13 protein-coding genes are annotated in these 15,932 nt (G+C 62.5%); 8 read left to right on the top strand and 5 right to left on the bottom strand.

Features of this window, described 5'->3' with window-relative positions:
* The first annotated feature begins 68 nt into the window (after window positions 1–68).
* From C5F53_RS03125 to C5F53_RS03135, 3 genes are read left to right on the top strand one after another with little or no spacing between them, the layout of a single operon-like run.
* A complete protein-coding gene (locus tag C5F53_RS03125; protein ID WP_105259849.1) occupies window positions 69–1,064 on the top strand; it encodes a homoserine kinase in 996 nt (331 codons plus the stop codon).
* Entirely contained in the window at window positions 1,061–1,840 is a 780-nt protein-coding gene (locus C5F53_RS03130; protein ID WP_105259850.1) for a BPSS1780 family membrane protein, read from the top strand. Before C5F53_RS03125 ends, C5F53_RS03130 begins: the two co-directional genes overlap by 4 nt.
* Window positions 1,837–2,595: an iron dicitrate transport regulator FecR gene (locus C5F53_RS03135; RefSeq protein ID WP_105259851.1), complete on the top strand. Its 759-nt coding sequence runs from the start codon at window positions 1,837–1,839 to the stop codon at window positions 2,593–2,595. Before C5F53_RS03130 ends, C5F53_RS03135 begins: the two co-directional genes overlap by 4 nt.
* A gap of 27 nt (window positions 2,596–2,622) precedes the next feature.
* On the opposite strand, the gene C5F53_RS03140 is transcribed toward C5F53_RS03135, so the two are convergent.
* Entirely contained in the window at window positions 2,623–3,081 is a 459-nt protein-coding gene (locus C5F53_RS03140; protein ID WP_105259852.1) for a tetratricopeptide repeat protein, read from the bottom strand.
* 136 nt (window positions 3,082–3,217) lie between these two features.
* Between C5F53_RS03140 and C5F53_RS03145 the strand changes: the two genes are divergently transcribed.
* Complete coding sequence (locus C5F53_RS03145; RefSeq protein ID WP_105259853.1) at window positions 3,218–5,434, top strand: PhoX family phosphatase; 2,217 nt, start codon at window positions 3,218–3,220, stop codon at window positions 5,432–5,434.
* Between the two features lie 119 nt (window positions 5,435–5,553).
* Here the strand turns inward: C5F53_RS03145 and C5F53_RS03150 are convergent, their stop codons facing one another.
* Window positions 5,554–7,464 (bottom strand): serine/threonine-protein kinase, encoded by a 1,911-nt coding sequence (locus tag C5F53_RS03150; protein WP_105259854.1) that lies wholly within the window; start codon window positions 7,462–7,464, stop codon window positions 5,554–5,556.
* 131 nt (window positions 7,465–7,595) lie between these two features.
* On the opposite strand from C5F53_RS03150, the gene C5F53_RS03155 reads away from it, so the two are divergent.
* Both C5F53_RS03155 and C5F53_RS03160 read left to right on the top strand, forming a co-directional pair.
* Entirely contained in the window at window positions 7,596–8,234 is a 639-nt protein-coding gene (locus tag C5F53_RS03155; protein ID WP_161499877.1) for a choice-of-anchor C family PEP-CTERM protein, read from the top strand.
* Between the two features lie 20 nt (window positions 8,235–8,254).
* Complete coding sequence (locus tag C5F53_RS03160; protein ID WP_105259856.1) at window positions 8,255–8,893, top strand: choice-of-anchor C family PEP-CTERM protein; 639 nt, start codon at window positions 8,255–8,257, stop codon at window positions 8,891–8,893.
* Window positions 8,894–8,948: 55 nt separating this feature from the next.
* Here the strand turns inward: C5F53_RS03160 and C5F53_RS03165 are convergent, their stop codons facing one another.
* Window positions 8,949–9,263, bottom strand: coding sequence for an antibiotic biosynthesis monooxygenase (locus C5F53_RS03165; RefSeq protein WP_370446707.1), 315 nt, complete (start codon window positions 9,261–9,263; stop codon window positions 8,949–8,951).
* 34 nt (window positions 9,264–9,297) lie between these two features.
* A complete protein-coding gene (locus C5F53_RS03170; RefSeq protein ID WP_105259858.1) occupies window positions 9,298–11,751 on the bottom strand; it encodes a UvrD-helicase domain-containing protein in 2,454 nt (817 codons plus the stop codon).
* Window positions 11,752–11,944: 193 nt separating this feature from the next.
* Here C5F53_RS03170 and C5F53_RS03175 point away from each other — a divergent pair, with 193 nt between their 5' ends.
* Both C5F53_RS03175 and C5F53_RS03180 read left to right on the top strand, forming a co-directional pair.
* Window positions 11,945–12,922 (top strand): GMP reductase, encoded by a 978-nt coding sequence (locus C5F53_RS03175; protein WP_105259859.1) that lies wholly within the window; start codon window positions 11,945–11,947, stop codon window positions 12,920–12,922.
* A gap of 105 nt (window positions 12,923–13,027) precedes the next feature.
* Complete coding sequence (locus tag C5F53_RS03180) at window positions 13,028–13,897, top strand: NAD(P)-dependent oxidoreductase (protein WP_105259860.1); 870 nt, start codon at window positions 13,028–13,030, stop codon at window positions 13,895–13,897.
* A gap of 68 nt (window positions 13,898–13,965) precedes the next feature.
* Here C5F53_RS03180 and C5F53_RS03185 read toward each other — a convergent pair whose 3' ends face one another.
* Window positions 13,966–15,900, bottom strand: a complete 1,935-nt coding sequence (locus C5F53_RS03185) for a DEAD/DEAH box helicase (protein WP_105260383.1) — start codon at window positions 15,898–15,900, stop codon at window positions 13,966–13,968.
* Window positions 15,901–15,932 lie beyond the last annotated feature (32 nt).

Genomic DNA, 15,932 nt, shown 5'->3' on the forward strand with positions numbered 1-15,932 from the left:
CCCGGCGGCAAATTTACGCCTCGCCCGAGTGGCTCTACTGCTCGGCAACGGCCCCCTACAATTGGCCCATGGCGGTTTACACAGAGGTCTCGCTCGACGAGGCCAGCACTTTCCTCACGTCCCTCAAGCTCGGCAACCTTCAAACCCTGGAAGGCTGCGCGGGGGGTATTGAAAACACCAATTACTTTGTCACCACCGACCAGGCGCCGTATGTGCTGACCCTGTTCGAGCGGCTCAGTGCGGAGCAGTTGCCGTTTTACCTGCGGCTGATGAAACACCTGGCGTTCCACGGCATTCCGGTGCCCGACCCTGCCGCCAACCGCGATGGCGATGTGTTGCACAGCCTGAATGGCAAACCCGCCGCCGTGGTGAACCGCCTGAAGGGCAAAAGTGAATTGGCCCCGGGTGTGGAGCACTGCCGCCAGGTGGGCGCCACGCTGGCGCGTATGCACCTGGTGGGGCGCGACTTCAGCATGCAGCAGCCCAATCTGCGCGGCCTGTCCTGGTGGAACGAGACCGTGCCCGTGGTGCTGCCGCACCTGGAGCCGGCCCAGGCCCAGCTGCTGCAGGCCGAGCTGGCCTACCAAAACCACATTGCCGAGGGCAGCGCCTACACCGGCCTGCCGCGTGGCCCCATCCACGCCGACCTGTTCCGCGACAACGTGATGTTTGACCGCGTGGATGGCGCCCCGGTACTGAGCGGTTTTTTTGACTTCTACTTTGCCGGCACCGACGCCTGGCTGTTTGACCTGGCCGTGTGCCTGAACGACTGGTGTATTGACCTGCCCACGGGCGTGGCCGACCTGGAACGCTCGACCGCGTTTGTGCAGGCTTACACCAGCGTGCGCCCGCTGACCCCGCAAGAGCGCGAACTGCTGCCCGCCCTGCTGCGCGCCGGCGCCCTGCGTTTCTGGATCTCCCGCCTTTGGGATTGGTATTTGCCGCGAGAAGCTTCCATGCTCAAACCCCACGACCCCACCCACTTTGAGCGTGTGCTGCGCCAGCGTGTGGCCCAGCCCCTGACCCTGGCCCAGCTGGAACAGAACGCGGCGGTGGCCGCATGAAGCTGCGCATGGTGCCGGCCCGCCAGGGCGCGGTGTGGGTAAAGATGGGTGTGCGCACTTTCTTCAAGCAGCCGTTGGCCCTCACGGGTTTGTTTTTCCTGTTTATGGCGGCCATGTCGGTACTGAGCCTGGTGCCAGTGCTGGGCAGCGTAGTGGCGCTGGCCCTGCTGCCCGCCGCCACACTGGGCCTGATGGCGGCCACCCAGGAGGCCAGCAAAGGCAAGTTCCCCATGCCTACGGTGCTGGTCAGCGCCTTCCGCGCCGGGCGCCAGCAGCTGCGCGGCATGTTGGTGCTGGGCGGGCTCTACGCGCTGGGTTTTTTGGTGGTCATGGGCCTGTCGGCGCTGGTGGACGGTGGGCAGTTTGCCCGCCTGTACCTGGTGGGCGGTGAACTGAGTGCCGATCTGCTGATGCAAAGCGACTTTGAGGCGGCCGCTCTGGTCGCCATGGCGCTGTACCTACCCTTGTCGCTGCTGTTTTGGCATGCACCGGCGCTGGTGCACTGGCATGGCATTTCGCCCTTGAAAAGCCTGTTCTTCAGCCTGGTGGCCTGTGGGCGGAACTTCTGGGCCTTCACGGTGTTCGGACTGACCTGGATGGCGGCCTTTCTGGGCATGGGTCTGGTGGTGGCCGTCATCTCCGCACTGCTGGGCAGCCCGCAGTTGGTGGGTGCCATACTGCTGCCCGCAGGTATGGCCATGGCGGCCATGTTTTTTACCTCGCTTTATTTCACGTTTGACGACTCGTTTGAAGTCAGCACAGGAGACCCCGCATGACCCAGCACACCCTTGACGGCCGCAGCGACAGCGAAGTTCTGTGGTTCCAGCGCCGCGGCTTTTTGCAGGCCGCCGCCGCCTGGACCAGCATGGGTGGTTTTGCCGCCGCCCACGCCCAGTCGCGCAGCAACGTGGTGGAGCTGGTGGGTGATGCCACCGTGAATGGCCGCCGGCTGCTGACCCAGCAAGGTGTGCAAAGTGGCGATGAAATTGTGACCGGCCCAGACTCGCGCCTGGTGTTTGTGATTGGCAACTCCGCCTTCCATGTGCGCCAAAACTCGCGCATGACCGTGGAGCGTGGTGCCAGCCTCAATGCCGTGAGCCTGTTGCGCCTGGTCACGGGTGCCGTGGTCAGCGTGTGGGGCAAGGGCAGCAACCGCCAGATCGTCACCCCCACCATGACGGCCGGTATCCGCGGCACGGGTGTCTACACCGAGATTTTTGAAAACCAGGGCGGGCGCAGCTACTTCTGCAACTGTTATGGCACGGTGGACATGTCGTCCGGCCGCGACAAAACCGTGAGCCGCGCCAACTACCACCAGGCCTTCTGGGGTGAAGTGCAGCCCAAGGATGGGCGCAGCCTGACCCCGGCCAAAGCCCTGAACCACACCGACGAAGAGCTGGAGTTTTTGGCCCAACTGGTGGACCAACGCACCGCCTGGCAGGTGCTGGGCCGCAAGGGTGTGAAAGACGGCAAGGGTTACATGGACGAAAAACCCGACCAGCCCCACCCGGCTGAAAAGCTGATTTCCTGAGCTGTTAAACCGCAGTGCCCTGGTGCGTCAGGGCTTGGCCTTGCGGTAGGCCGCCAAGGCGTGGGCCAGATCCAGATATTCCTCGCACACGCGGTTGCCGCAGATTTGCTCCAGCGCTGCCAGATGGTGCTCCGCCATCTCCGGCTTGTGGTCCAGGAGATAGGCTTCACCGATGTACTCGTGCGCGCCTTTGTGCTGTGGGTTGAGCTGCAAGGCGATTTTGTAATGCTCAAAGGCCCGGGCAAGGTCAGGCTGGCTTTGCTTGCGGTAGGCGTAGGCCAGTAGGTTGTGGGCATCGGCATGGCCGGGTTCGTCCGCAATCACTTTTCCCGTTTCATATTTGGCAATGCGCCAGTCGGACTTGGCAATCGCCTCCCGCGCAGCTTTCATGCGTTGGTTCACGGTCGGTACATTCATGACCGGCACATCCGCGGCCTGGCATACGCCGGCACAGAGAAGCACCCACAGCAACAGTTGTGTCTTCATGGCTCACCTGCAAAAAAAGATGAAAGAGTGTGCAATGTAGCGGCTCTGCAATACCCGAGCTTCCACCCCACTTGTCACAAAGCTGAAACATCACCGCCGCATGCTACGAGGGCTTGTTTAACTTGAGGCCTCTTGCATGACCGACACCACCCGCTCCTCCAGCGACATCTTCAACAACGAAGATTCCAACACCACTGCCAACCCGCATATCGACCACATCATGACCGCCCGCCTGAACCGCCGCGGTTTGCTGCTGGGCGGTATGGGTGCAGCTGCCACCTCACTCTTCGGCGCGGGCGCCCTGACTGGCTGTGCCACGGCATCGACCAGCGCCGGCACCGCCGCCGCCATGAGCGCCCCTTTGAGCACCTTAGGCTTTGCCGCTGTGGGCAAGAGCCTGGCCGACAAAGTGGTGGTGCCCGCTGGTTACAACGTGCAGGTGATCTACGCGCTGGGTGACCCGCTGAAGGCCGGCACCGCCGCCTTCAAGAACGACGGCACCGATACCGACTGGGACAACCGCGCCGGTGACCACCATGACGGCATGGAGTACTTTGGCCTGGACGCCAGCGGCAAACCTTCTGCCAACGGCATCACACGCGGCCTGTTGGCCGTGAACCACGAAGCCACCACCGACCAGAAACTCAGCTCCTTCTTCATCCACAGCAGCGGTGGCACCTCCACCCTGCCACGCCCTGCGTCAGAAGTGGACAAGGAACTCGCCATCCACGGCCTGTCCGTGGTGGAAGTCGCCGCGCAAAACGGCCAGTGGACCTACAAACCGGGCTCCAACTACAACCGCCGCATCACCACCATGACCGAGGTGCTGATCAGCGGCCCGGCCAAGGGCAGCGAGCACCTGGCCACCAAGTACAGCCCCGACGCTACCCGCGCGCGCGGCACGCTGAACAACTGTGGCACCGGCAAAACGCCCTGGGGCACCTTTGTGTCGGGCGAGGAAAACTGGTTTGGTTATTTCCACCGCGATGCCAAGGACGACGAGCGCCGCGGCAAAAAAGACAAACAAGTGGCCGGCCTGGTGCGTTACGGCCGCCCCGCCGGTGCCGCCAGCCGCCACGGCTGGGAGAGCGCAGGCAGCGACGACAAGTTTGTGCGCTGGAACAATGGCGCCCTGGCTGCCAACGCCAAAGCCGACTACCGCAACGAGATGAACACCTTCGGTTTTGTGGTGGAAATGGACGCCTACGACGGCAGCCAGCCCGTGCGCAAGCGCACCGGCCTGGGCCGTTTTGCCCACGAGAGCGTGAGTTTTGCCAAGGCAGTGGCCGGCCAGCCCATCGTGGCCTACATGGGCGACGATTCACGCGGCGAATACATGTACAAGTTTGTGTCTGCCGCCAAGTGGGACGCCGCCGATGCCAACGCCAGCAACCGCATGGCCGTGGGTGACAAGTACCTGGACAAGGGCACACTGTTTGTGGCCAGCTTCAAGGACGACGGCACCGGCACCTGGATTGAGCTGTCCATGAACAACCCCGTCGTGGCCGCCAACCCCGACTTCGAATTCAAGTCCGATGCCGACGTGGCCATCTTCACCCGCCTGGCCGCTGACGGCGTGAGCGCCACCAAGATGGACCGCCCAGAGTGGGGTGGCATCCACCCCCGCACTGGCGACTTCTACATGACGCTGACCAACAACAGCAACCGCACCGTAGACGGTGACATGGGTGCCGACGCGGCCAACCCACGCGTCTACAGCGACATGAAGGGCAGCAAGGAAAGCAAGGGCAACGTGCACGGCCACATCATCCGTGTGGCGCAGGCCAACCCTGCCGACACCGCCTTCAAGTGGGACATCTACCTGTTTGCGTCGGAAGCCGATGCCGACAAGGCCAAGGTGAACCTGTCCAACCTGACGGACGAGAACGACATGTCGGCCCCCGACGGCTTGGCCTTCAGCCAGGCCACCGGCCTGTGCTGGATCCAGACCGACGACGGCGCCTACACCGACAAGACCAACTGCATGTTGTTGGCAGGCATCCCCGGCAAGGTGGGTGACGGCGGCAAGAAGACCTTGAGCTACAAACGCCCCGATGGCAGCGAAAAACGCATCGACACCTACATGGGCAAGTCCCAGTCGCCCGACATCCTCAAGCGCTTTTTGGTCGGCCCGGTGGACTGCGAAATCACCGGCCTGTGCGAAACCCCGGACGGCAAAGCGATGTTCATCAACATCCAGCACCCCGGTGAAACCACACCCATGGCCGAGGTGAACAACCCTGCCAAGTACACCAGCCAGTGGCCTGCCAACGCCGGTTACGGTGCCGGCCAGCGCCCCCGCTCGGCCACCATCGTCATTACCAAAAAAGACGGTGGTGTGATCGGTAGCTAAACCCCTTGCCACGCCCTGCGGGGCAGCAAGACCAGCGGGTTGCAGCGATGCAACCCGCTATTTTTTTGATAGCTGCTTGCGCAATATCCACGGTGGCTAGATCCCTATTTGACTTTAAATCAGAGCGTGGGCTTGAGTTTGAGGCAGCTGTTCTCGGGGATGCGCTTGGCACCGGCCTTGCTACGCGCCTCGTCATCGGCCTCGCAGGCGAAAAGGATGCCGTAGTACATGCGGCGCCAGTAGACATCGTCGCCGGGCGCGTCTTTCTGCAGGTTGGCAATGAAGACAGTTTCCACTTGGCGCAGCACGTCTTTGCGCTGGGCCGGGCTCCAGTCCTGCTTGAGGGGCTGCTCCAGAAACAGGCGCTCCAACTCAGGCACATCGCGGCTGTGACCCCACAGCGTGGGGCTGGAGGCCAGCACTACTTTTTCATTCAACACCACGCGGATCAGCATGGAGCGGTAGAGACATTCCCGCGCGTTGCGGTGAAAGGAGTCCGCACTGGCCTTGAGCGTGACGAGCTGGTTGGCAATGACAGAGGGCGACATGTATTTCACAGCGCGCACGCGTTGCTCCAGCTGGGCGACCGTCATACGGATCATGGGGCTGTCGTCATACACGCTCAGCTGCGGGCACTCGGGCATTTCGCCGGCAGATCGCACCGGGGCGGCTGGCTCCTCACTGTCCGGCTCTGCCGTCTGGCGAGCCACTGCAGGCGCAGCTTGCGCGGTCGTGGGAACCGGGCGTGGCTGGGTGGCAGACGCGGCTGGATTGGCCGGGCGCGTACCTGGTATGTCGGGTGGTGGCACGGGTAGGGTCGCAGGCCTGGGTACCGATGCCACCGTAGCAGCGGCAGGTGCCTGCACCGGCGCACTGGTGGCGGGCACCACCGCGACCACTGGCTGCTCCGGTGCCGCAGCCACGGGCGGGCGCCGATCCAACGCCACCCACAAAGCCGTGGCTGCAAGGCCTACGGCCAACGCGCCCACCAGCACCGCCAACCAGACGCTAGCACGCATTTGCAAAAAGGTTTTGCGCCCCGGGCGTGGCAGTTGCACGGGCTCGCGCGCGTCGCTGCCGGAGGCCTCCGGGCTTTGGGCAAAACTGGGTCGCGAACGGCGCCGCACCGGGACCGACTGGCCCCACCACTGCGGGGCATGCAAAGCCTTGAGCTCAGTCACCAGCGCCTGCATGGTCTGGATACGCTCGGCCGGGTCTTTAGCGCAGGCCTGGGCGATCAGCGCATCCAGCGCCGGGTAGTCCCGCAAGGGCTGCACGTCACGCAGCAGCGGTACCGGGTCGTTGAGCTGGGCCCATAACAACTGCGAGGTGTTGTCGCGGTCAAAGGCTTCGCGCCCGCTGAGTGCCTCGAACAACACCAAACCCAACGCGTACACATCGGTGCGCGCGTCCACGCTGCCGGCGCTGATTTGTTCGGGCGCCATGTAGCGTGGCGTGCCGGCCACGCCGCCCTCCATGGTCAGGCGTGTGGCCATCTCGTCCATCACGCGGGCAATGCCAAAGTCCAGCACCTTCACATGCCAGCCGGCCAGATCGCGCCGCACACGGATGTTCTCGGGTTTGATGTCGCGGTGCACCACGCCCTTGGCATGCGCAAAGGCCAGGGTTTCGGCCACCTTGCAGGCAATTTCCTGGGCGTCGGCAAACGCCAGCGCACCTTCACGGTCCAGCAGGGTGGAGAGGTCATCGCCCTCCACATACTCAAACGCCAGGTAAAGGTGACCGTCCTCGTCCACCCCCGTGTCCAGCAGCTGCGCCGCACCGGGGTGGCTCACCTCCAGCGTCAGCGCCGCTTCGCGCTCAAAACGCTTGCGCAGTTGCGGGTCGTCGGACAGATGGGCCGGCAGAAACTTGAGCGCGACCTGCTTGCCCACCCCCAGCTGCTTGGCCAGGTACACCGCCCCCATGCCCCCGCTGCCAATCTTGCGCAACAACTGGTAGCGCCCCGCCACCACCTGCAAGGAAGGGCGGGACGAAGAATGGGCAGAAGGCGAGGAATCTCGGGACATGGGCAGGCAGGACTATAGAGGAGCGTTGCACCTAGTCCGGACGGACTATGGCCGACCGGGGGTAAACCCTGGAGAATCCGGCAAGTGTGCAAAGCCTATGCGGCTCTGCCCTATCAAATACAGGGATGGTTATGAAAATTTCTAAGCAATGGTTGGCCGGTATGGCTTTGGTGGCGCTCTCTCCGTTCGCCGCAGCAGCGCCCAATCTGATCACCAACGGCAGTTTTGAATCCAATGGTGCGGACTTCATCAGCGGGAGTTTCACCACTTTTGCCGCTGGCTCCGGCGCGCTGCTCGGCTGGGACATCACCACAGGCAGTGTGGACCTGATCAACACGCATTGGCAGCCCTCCCACGGCAATTACAGCCTGGACCTGAGCGGTGGATCTGACGGCACCATTGCCCAGAGCTTTGCCACGGTGATTGGCCAGAAATACGTGGTGTCCTTCGACATGGCAGGCAACCCAGACGACACCGACGCCTTGAAGTACTTGCAAGTGGGCCTGAGCCAGCAACCGATCTACACCTTCGACACCACTGGCAAGAGCCGTGCTGACATGGGCTGGACCACCAAGAGTTTTGTGTTCCAGGCCGTCAGCACCCAAAGCACCCTGCACTTTGCAGGCCTGCAGGACTCTCCCTACGGTGTGGCGCTGGACAACGTCTCGGTGTCCGCAGTGCCAGAACCCGAAACCTTCGCCATGCTGCTGGCCGGTCTGGGGCTAATTGGTGCCGCAGCACGCCGCAAGCGCCAAGCTGCGGCCCAGTGAACTGAAGAAGGGAATACACAATGCAAAAAATTCACGCTCTTACACTGGCCGTTGCCCTGCTGGCAGGCGCTACCCAAGCCAATGCCACCAATTTGGTTGCCAACGGCGGCTTTGAATCCCAAACCGTGCTGAACACCGGCGCGGGTTTTGACACCTTCAACAGTATCTCCCAAGGCTTGACTGGGTGGACCGTGAACCTGCGTACCGTGGACTTGGTGAGCAACGCTTACTGGACCGCCGCATCGGGCAACAACAGCTTGGACCTCAATGGCCTGGGCAAAGGTGTGATCTCCCAGGTACTGAGCACCGTGGTTGGCCAAGTCTACACCCTCTCCTTCGAATTGGCTGGTAACCCCGTTGCCGGCCCAGCGATCAAAGGTCTGTCAGTGAACTTGGGCCCTATCGGCCTCTACAGCTTTGACACCACAGGCCACTCCACGACCAACATGGGTTGGACCCGCTACACCACGCAGTTTGCTGCGGTCAGCACCAGCACCACTCTGAGTTTTGCCAGCCAAGTCAGCGGCCCGGCCGGACCAGCACTGGACAATATTTCTGTGAGTGCCGTACCAGAACCTGAAACCTATGCCCTGCTGCTGGCGGGCTTGGGATTGATGGGCACTGTGGCGCGTAGCCGTCAGTTGCGCAAAGCCGCCTGATTCGTCATCGCTGCGGTACAAGGCCTGTCGTTGACAGGCCTTTTTTATTGGCCACTCACAGCGCGTAATCGCGCTCCACCCGCGCAATGCGGGTCTTGAAGGCGGCGTACCATTTTTCGTGACCTAGTTTTTGGGCCACCTGGTGCTCGGCGTTAGATTTCCAGGCGCGGATGGATTCGAGGTCCGCCCAGTACGACACCGTAATGCCCAAGCCATCGCGCGCGGACTCCACGCCCAAGAAGCCCGGTTGCTGCGCGGCCAGCGCCACCATCTTCTCGGCCATGTCGCCATACCCCTCGTCCACAGCGGTGCGCAGATTGGTGAAGATGACCGCGTAATAGGGCGCGGGCGGAGTGTTGGCAATTTCCAGGCTCATGGGCGGTGCTTTCGGAAAGGTCTGGGAATCAAGGAACTGGTGTGAGTTTGGCCACGCTCAACGCCAGCCACTTGGTGCCGTGACGGGGGAAGTTGATCTGCGCGCGTGCGTCGTCGCCCGCACCTTCGAGCGTAAGCACCGTGCCTTCGCCAAACTTGGCATGGAATACCTTCTGGCCCTTGCGCAGGCCGGTGGGTTCTTCCTTGCGGGGCACTTCCTTCTGAGGGACAGAATAGGTGTCAAATTGGCCTGTAGCCCCCGTGGAATATGCGCGACCAGCTCCTGAATTGGGAGCATAGCCACCACCACCCCAGCTGTTGCCGGTACCGCCGCTGCCGCCGTACCCACCGCTGAAGCCGCCCCCGAACCCGCCGCCTGCAGACATGGGCTGCTGTTTGGGCGTCAGGTACTTGAGGCACTCCTCCGGCAGCTCGTCAAAGAAGCGGCTCTTGAGGTTGAAACGCGTCTGTCCGTGCAGCATGCGGGTTTGCGAATGGCTCAGGTACAGGCGTTTGCGTGCGCGCGTGATCGCCACGTAGGCCAGGCGCCGCTCTTCCTCCAGTCCGTCGTGGTCGCTCATGGAGTTCTCGTGCGGGAACAGGCCCTCCTCCATACCGGTGATAAACACACAGTCAAACTCCAGGCCCTTGGAGCTGTGCACGGTCATCAACTGGATCGCGTCCTGTCCGGCGGCGGCCATGTTGTCACCGGCCTCCAGCGCCGCATGGGTCAAGAAGGCCTGCAGGGGCGACAGGGTTTCGCCGGTGTCACCAAATTCGTCGGGCGCCGCATCCAGCGCTTCGGCACTCAGGCCCTGGCTGGCGGGGCTTTGGGTCAGCGCCTCGGGTGAACTCACCAGCGCGGTCATACCCGGCGCCTCGCGGCCAAAGCCTTCCTGCATCACAAAACTTTCGGCGGCGTTGACCAGTTCGTCCAAGTTCTCCACGCGGTCTTCGCCTTCGCGCTCACTGCGGTAGTGCTCCAGCAGGCCGCTGTTCTCCAGCATCAGCTTGATGATGTCCTTGAGGTTGAGGCCAGCGGTCTGCTCGCGTATGACATCCAACTTGGCCACAAAGCCCGCAATCACCGCGCCGGGGCGGCCGCTCAGCGTGCTCACCGCATCGTGCAGCGAGCAACCCGTGGCCTTGGCCAGGTCCTGCAACTGCTCGATGCTGCGCGCGCCAATGCCGCGTGCGGGGAAGTTCACCACGCGCAGAAAACTGGTGTCGTCGTTGGGGTTCTCCAGCAGGCGCAGGTAGGCCAGCGCGTGCTTGATTTCGGCGCGCTCGAAGAAGCGCAGGCCGCCGTACACGCGGTAGGGGATGCCCGCGTTGAACAGCCCGGTCTCAATCACCCGGCTCTGCGCATTGCTGCGGTAGAGCACCGCAATCTCCTTGCGCTGCACGTCATCGCGGATGAGCTGTTTCATCTCATCCACCATCCACTGCGCCTCGGCAAAGTCGGTCGGCGCTTCGTAGACACGCACCGGCTCGCCTGCGCCCTGCGCGGTGCGCAGGTTCTTGCCCAGGCGGCGGCTGTTGTGGCTGATCAGCGCGTTGGCGCTGTCCAGAATGTTGCTGTAGCTGCGGTAGTTTTCTTCCAGCTTGATCTGCTGGCGCACCGCAAACTCGCGCACAAAGTCCGTCATATTGCCCACACGCGCACCGCGGAAGGCGTAGATGCTCTGGTCGTCATCGCCCACGGCCAGCACGGCGCCACCGTCGCCGTTCAGCAGGCCATCACTGCCCTGCCCCGCAATCATCTTGACCCAGGCGTACTGCAGCTTGTTGGTGTCCTGGAACTCGTCAATCAGGATGTGGCGAAAGCGGCGCTGGTAGTGCTCGCGGATGGGTTTGTTGTCGCGCAGCAGCTCGTAAGAGCGCAGCATCAGCTCGCCAAAGTCCACCACACCTTCGCGCTGGCACTGGTCTTCGTAGAGCTGGTAGACCTCGACCTTCTTGCGCGTGTCCGGGTCACTGGCCACCACATCCTTGGGGCGCAGGCCTTCTTCCTTGCAGTTGCCAATGAACCACCCCAGCTGCTTGGGCGGAAAACGTTCGGTGTCGATGTTGTACTGCTTGCACAGGCGCTTGATGGCGCTGAGCTGGTCTTGTGTGTCCAGTATCTGGAAGGCCTGCGGCAGGCCGGCATTTTTGTAGTGCGCGCGCAAAAAGCGGTTGCACAGGCCATGGAAGGTGCCAATCCACATGCCATTCACATTCACCGGCAACATGGCGGACAGGCGGGTCTTCATTTCCTTGGCCGCCTTGTTGGTAAAGGTGACGGCCAGAATGCCGCCGGGCGACACATAACCGTTCTGCAGCAGCCAGGCAATACGCGTGGTCAGCACCCGGGTTTTGCCCGAACCTGCCCCCGCCAGAATCAGCGCGTGTTCAGCCGGCAGCGTCACGGCGGCCAATTGCTCGGGGTTGAGGTTGTGTAACAGGGGGGAGGTGTTGCCAGGGGCGGCGAGGGAATGCATGCCCCGATTGTAGAAAGGCGCAGCGCGCCGCCTGTTTGGCACCCATATAAAAAACCATATACCGCCCTACCCCCAACCCGCCTAGAATCAAGCACCGGGCCCAAGCAATTGGCACCCGGTTTTTTTATGGCCGGTGCCAGTCCAAGCGCCCAGTGTTTTTGAACCTGAAAAACTTTGGATAGGAGCTTGGGCCATGGAAATTTTTGACTACGACAACATCCTCTTGCTGCCCCGCAAATGCCGGGTGGAGAGCCGTTCCGAATGTGATGCCAGCGTCGAGCTGGGCAGCCGCAAATTCCGCATCCCCGCCGTCCCCGCCAACATGAAGACCGTGGTGGACGAGTCCATCTGCGAATGGCTGGCACAAAACGGCTATTTCTACGTGATGCACCGCTTTGACCTGGACAACGTGCAGTTCACCCAGACCATGCACGCCAAGGGCCTGTTTGCGTCCATCTCGCTGGGCGTCAAGAAACCCGACTACGCCACCGTGGACCAACTGGTCGCACTGGGTGTGACGCCCGAGTACATCACCATCGACATCGCCCACGGCCATGCCGACAGCGTGCGCGACATGATCGTCTACCTGAAGAAACACCTGCCCGGCAGCTTCGTCATTGCCGGCAATGTGGCCACACCCGAAGCCGTGATCGACCTGGAAAACTGGGGAGCGGATGCCACCAAGGTAGGCGTAGGCCCGGGCAAGGTGTGTATTACCAAACTCAAGACCGGTTTCGGCACCGGCGGCTGGCAGCTCAGCGCGCTGAAATGGTGTGCCCGCGTGGCGACCAAACCCATCATTGCCGACGGCGGCATCCGCAGCCATGGCGACATTGCCAAAAGCATCCGTTTTGGCGCCAGCATGGTGATGATTGGTTCGCTGTTCGCGGGCCACGAAGAAAGCCCCGGCAAGACCGTGGAAGTGGACGGCGCCCTGTTCAAGGAGTACTACGGCTCGGCCAGCGACTTCAACAAGGGTGAATACAAACACGTCGAAGGCAAACGCATCCTGGAGCCCATCAAGGGCAAGCTGGCCGACACGCTGGTGGAGATGGAGCAAGACGTGCAAAGCTCCATCAGCTACGCGGGTGGCAAAAAGCTCATGGACATCCGCAAGGTCAACTACGTGACCCTGGGTGGCGACAACGCGGGCGAGCATCTGCTGATGTAGGCCGTAGGTCAAGGCTGTCAGGGATTCGACAGCCTTTGAATACCCCCTGACACCCGCCTTGCGGCGGGTGGCGCTATTCTTGTGCCGAGGAGCACAAGAGTCACCATGAAAATAGCATTACTCGGCATCGGCCTCATGGGCCTGCCCATGGGTCGCCGCCTGTGTGAGGCCGGGCATTCGGTTCACGTCTGGAACCGTACCCGGCACAAAGCCGAACAGCTCATCCCCCTGGGCGCCACAGTGCACACCACCCCGGCCCAGGCCGTCAAAGATGCCGAGCTGGTGATACTCATGCTAGACCACGGCGGCGTGGTCGGCCATGTGCTGTTTGAACTGGGAGCTGCGGCCGGCATTGCGCCCGGAACCCTGCTGGTGGACATGTCCTCCATCAAACCGATTGAAGCCAAAGACCATGCAGCCCGCCTGAGCGAACTGGGCGTGGACTACCTGGACGCCCCCGTATCGGGTGGCACCGTAGGCGCCGAGCAAGGCACCCTGGCCATCATGGTGGGTGGCAAGGCCAGCAACTTTGAACGCGCCGTGCCGGTGCTGAAAGTGTTTGGTCGCCCCACCCATGTGGGGCCGATTGGCTCCGGGCAACTGACCAAACTGGCCAACCAGATGATTGTGGGCGCCACCATTGGCGTGGTGGCCGAGGCCCTGCTGCTGTGTGAACGCGGCGGTGCCGATATGGGCAAGGTGAAGGAAGCCATCACCGGTGGCTTTGCCGACAGCCGCATCCTGCAAGTACACGGCCAGCGCATGGTGGACCGCGACTTCGCACCGCGTGCGCGCATGACCGTGCAAATCAAGGACCTGCGCAATGCCCTGGCCACGGCCAACGAAGTGGGGTTTGATGCGCCCATCACCGCCCTGTTTGAGCAACTCTACGCCCAGGGCATCGACCACGGCCTGGCGGACCTGGACCACGCGGGCCTGTTTGTAGAGCTGGCCAGCCGCAACGGCATGGCCTGACCAGCCCCCATCTCCAGACGAAAAAAAGGCCTCTTGCGAGGCCTTTTTACTGGGCGAACCGGATCAGATTAGTCCGCGTTGCGTGCGGGACGCTTCTTGGCGTCACGGGGCACAAACACCTTACCGCCGTTGCCGGGTTTGGCAAAACCGGTGGGCTTGCCAAAGGCAGGCTTGCGGGCACCAAAGTCGCCGCGCGGCGCACCGAAGTCACCACGGGGAGCGCCAAAGTCACCGCGAGGGGCTCCGAAATCGCCACGGGGGGCTTGGAAGTCACCACGCGGTTGGAAGTCACGTGGAGGACGTGCATCACCACGGGGAGCGCCCTGGCCGGCAAAACGGTCGTTGAAACCACCCTTGCGTTCGTAGCTGAAGCCTTCTTTGGCTGCGCCGCCGAAGTCACGGGAGTTTTCACCGAAACCACGGGGGCCACCGGCTGGTGGGCGTCCGCCGAAGCCACCGCCATTGCCGCGGTTGCCACCAAAACCACCTTCACGGGGGCCGTTGCTGAACTTGCGATCACGGTCGCCGCCGAAGCCGCCACCTGGATTGGCACGGCCTGCAAAGCTGGGGCGTGACTCAGGAGCACGTTGCTGTGGCTCCAGGCCAGGAATCGTTTCGGCCTTGATAGGCTGGCGTGTGTAGGCTTCGATGTCGAAAATCTTGCGACGGTCGCGCATTTCGGCAAAGGTGATGGCCAGGCCATCGCGACCCGCACGGCCGGTACGGCCAATGCGGTGGGTGTAGTCCTCGGCCTTCATCGGCAGGCCGAAGTTGAACACGTGGGTGATGGTGGGCACGTCGATACCACGGGCCGCGACATCGGTGGCCACCAGGAATTGCACCTGGCCTTGGCGCAGCGCCATCAGGCGGCGGTTGCGCAGACCTTGGCTCAGGGCACCGTGCAGGGCCACGGCGTCAAAGCCGTCTTGCTGCAGGTCGTTGGCCAGGCCGTCGCACTCGATCTGGGTGCTGGCAAAAATGATGGCTTGGTTGATGCCGGTATCACGCAACCAGTGGTCCAGCAGCTTGCGCTTGTGCTGGGCGTTGTCAGCCCAGTGCAGCACTTGCTTGATGTTGACGTGTTTTTCTTGCGGGTTGTCGATGGTCACGCGCTGGGGTTCGCGCATCACGCGGGCAGCGAGCTGCTGAATGCGGGGAGCAAACGTGGCGCTGAACATCATGGTTTGCTTGCGGCCAATGGTCAGCTGGTTGATTTCAGCCAGGTCATCGGAGAAGCCCAGGTCCAACATACGGTCGGCTTCGTCCACTACCAGGAACTGGACTTGGTCCAGTTTGATTTGCATGGAGCGTTGCAGATCCAGCAGACGGCCAGGGGTAGCCACCACGAGGTTGGCGTTTTGCAGCTTGGCGATTTGCAACTGGTAAGGCATACCGCCCACGATGTTGGCAACGCGCAGACCGCGGCAATGTTGCACCAGGTCGATCGCGTCGTGTGCTACTTGCTGGGCCAGTTCGCGGGTGGGGCAAACGATCAGGGCGCCAGGCGTAGGGGCCTTGAAATTGCGGATATTGGTGGGGTCCTTGCGCTTGGCGCGCTTGGGAGCAGGCTCACCCTTCTCCAGGGCTTCAGCGGTCAGGCGCTCAAACTCGGCGCGTTCGTCGGCTTCGGCTTGGGCCATTTGGGTCAACAGGGTGTGCAACACGGGCAGCAGGAAGGCAGCAGTCTTGCCAGAGCCGGTCTGGCTGGACACCATCAGGTCGATAAATTTGGCCGCCTGGTCTTTGGTCGCGCCGGAGCCCATGGCCAAAGGAATGGCCTTGTTTTGCACGACGGTGGGTTGGGTGTAGCCCAGGTCTTTACAGGCCTGCACCAGCTCAGGGGCCAGGCCCAGTTCAACAAAGCCGTTGGGGGCTTCGACGGTTTCCACGGCGTCAGCAGCGTCCAGCTCGGCGATTTCGCCCAGGGACTCCACAGTGTTGGAAGGCATGGAAATGTTTTCGGCAGGCGCGAATTCGCCTGTCACTTCAAAAGTGTCAGTCATATTTTTTCTCACACGCGAGCGCCGCAGGTTGT

The organism is Rhodoferax sp. TS-BS-61-7, assembly GCF_002943465.1.
GTDB lineage: Bacteria > Pseudomonadota > Gammaproteobacteria > Burkholderiales > Burkholderiaceae_C > Allorhodoferax.

Coding starts and splice junctions, on each gene's coding strand:
- C5F53_RS03155 (WP_161499877.1), top strand. CDS start 7,596: ATGAAAATTTCTAAGCAATGGTTGGCCGGTATGGCTTTGGTGGCGCTC.
- C5F53_RS03125 (WP_105259849.1), top strand. CDS start 69: ATGGCGGTTTACACAGAGGTCTCGCTCGACGAGGCCAGCACTTTCCTC.
- C5F53_RS03130 (WP_105259850.1), top strand. CDS start 1,061: ATGAAGCTGCGCATGGTGCCGGCCCGCCAGGGCGCGGTGTGGGTAAAG.
- C5F53_RS03175 (WP_105259859.1), top strand. CDS start 11,945: ATGGAAATTTTTGACTACGACAACATCCTCTTGCTGCCCCGCAAATGC.
- C5F53_RS03140 (WP_105259852.1), bottom strand. CDS start 3,081: ATGAAGACACAACTGTTGCTGTGGGTGCTTCTCTGTGCCGGCGTATGC.
- C5F53_RS03185 (WP_105260383.1), bottom strand. CDS start 15,900: ATGACTGACACTTTTGAAGTGACAGGCGAATTCGCGCCTGCCGAAAAC.
- C5F53_RS03150 (WP_105259854.1), bottom strand. CDS start 7,464: ATGTCCCGAGATTCCTCGCCTTCTGCCCATTCTTCGTCCCGCCCTTCC.
- C5F53_RS03170 (WP_105259858.1), bottom strand. CDS start 11,751: ATGCATTCCCTCGCCGCCCCTGGCAACACCTCCCCCCTGTTACACAAC.
- C5F53_RS03135 (WP_105259851.1), top strand. CDS start 1,837: ATGACCCAGCACACCCTTGACGGCCGCAGCGACAGCGAAGTTCTGTGG.
- C5F53_RS03180 (WP_105259860.1), top strand. CDS start 13,028: ATGAAAATAGCATTACTCGGCATCGGCCTCATGGGCCTGCCCATGGGT.
- C5F53_RS03145 (WP_105259853.1), top strand. CDS start 3,218: ATGACCGACACCACCCGCTCCTCCAGCGACATCTTCAACAACGAAGAT.
- C5F53_RS03160 (WP_105259856.1), top strand. CDS start 8,255: ATGCAAAAAATTCACGCTCTTACACTGGCCGTTGCCCTGCTGGCAGGC.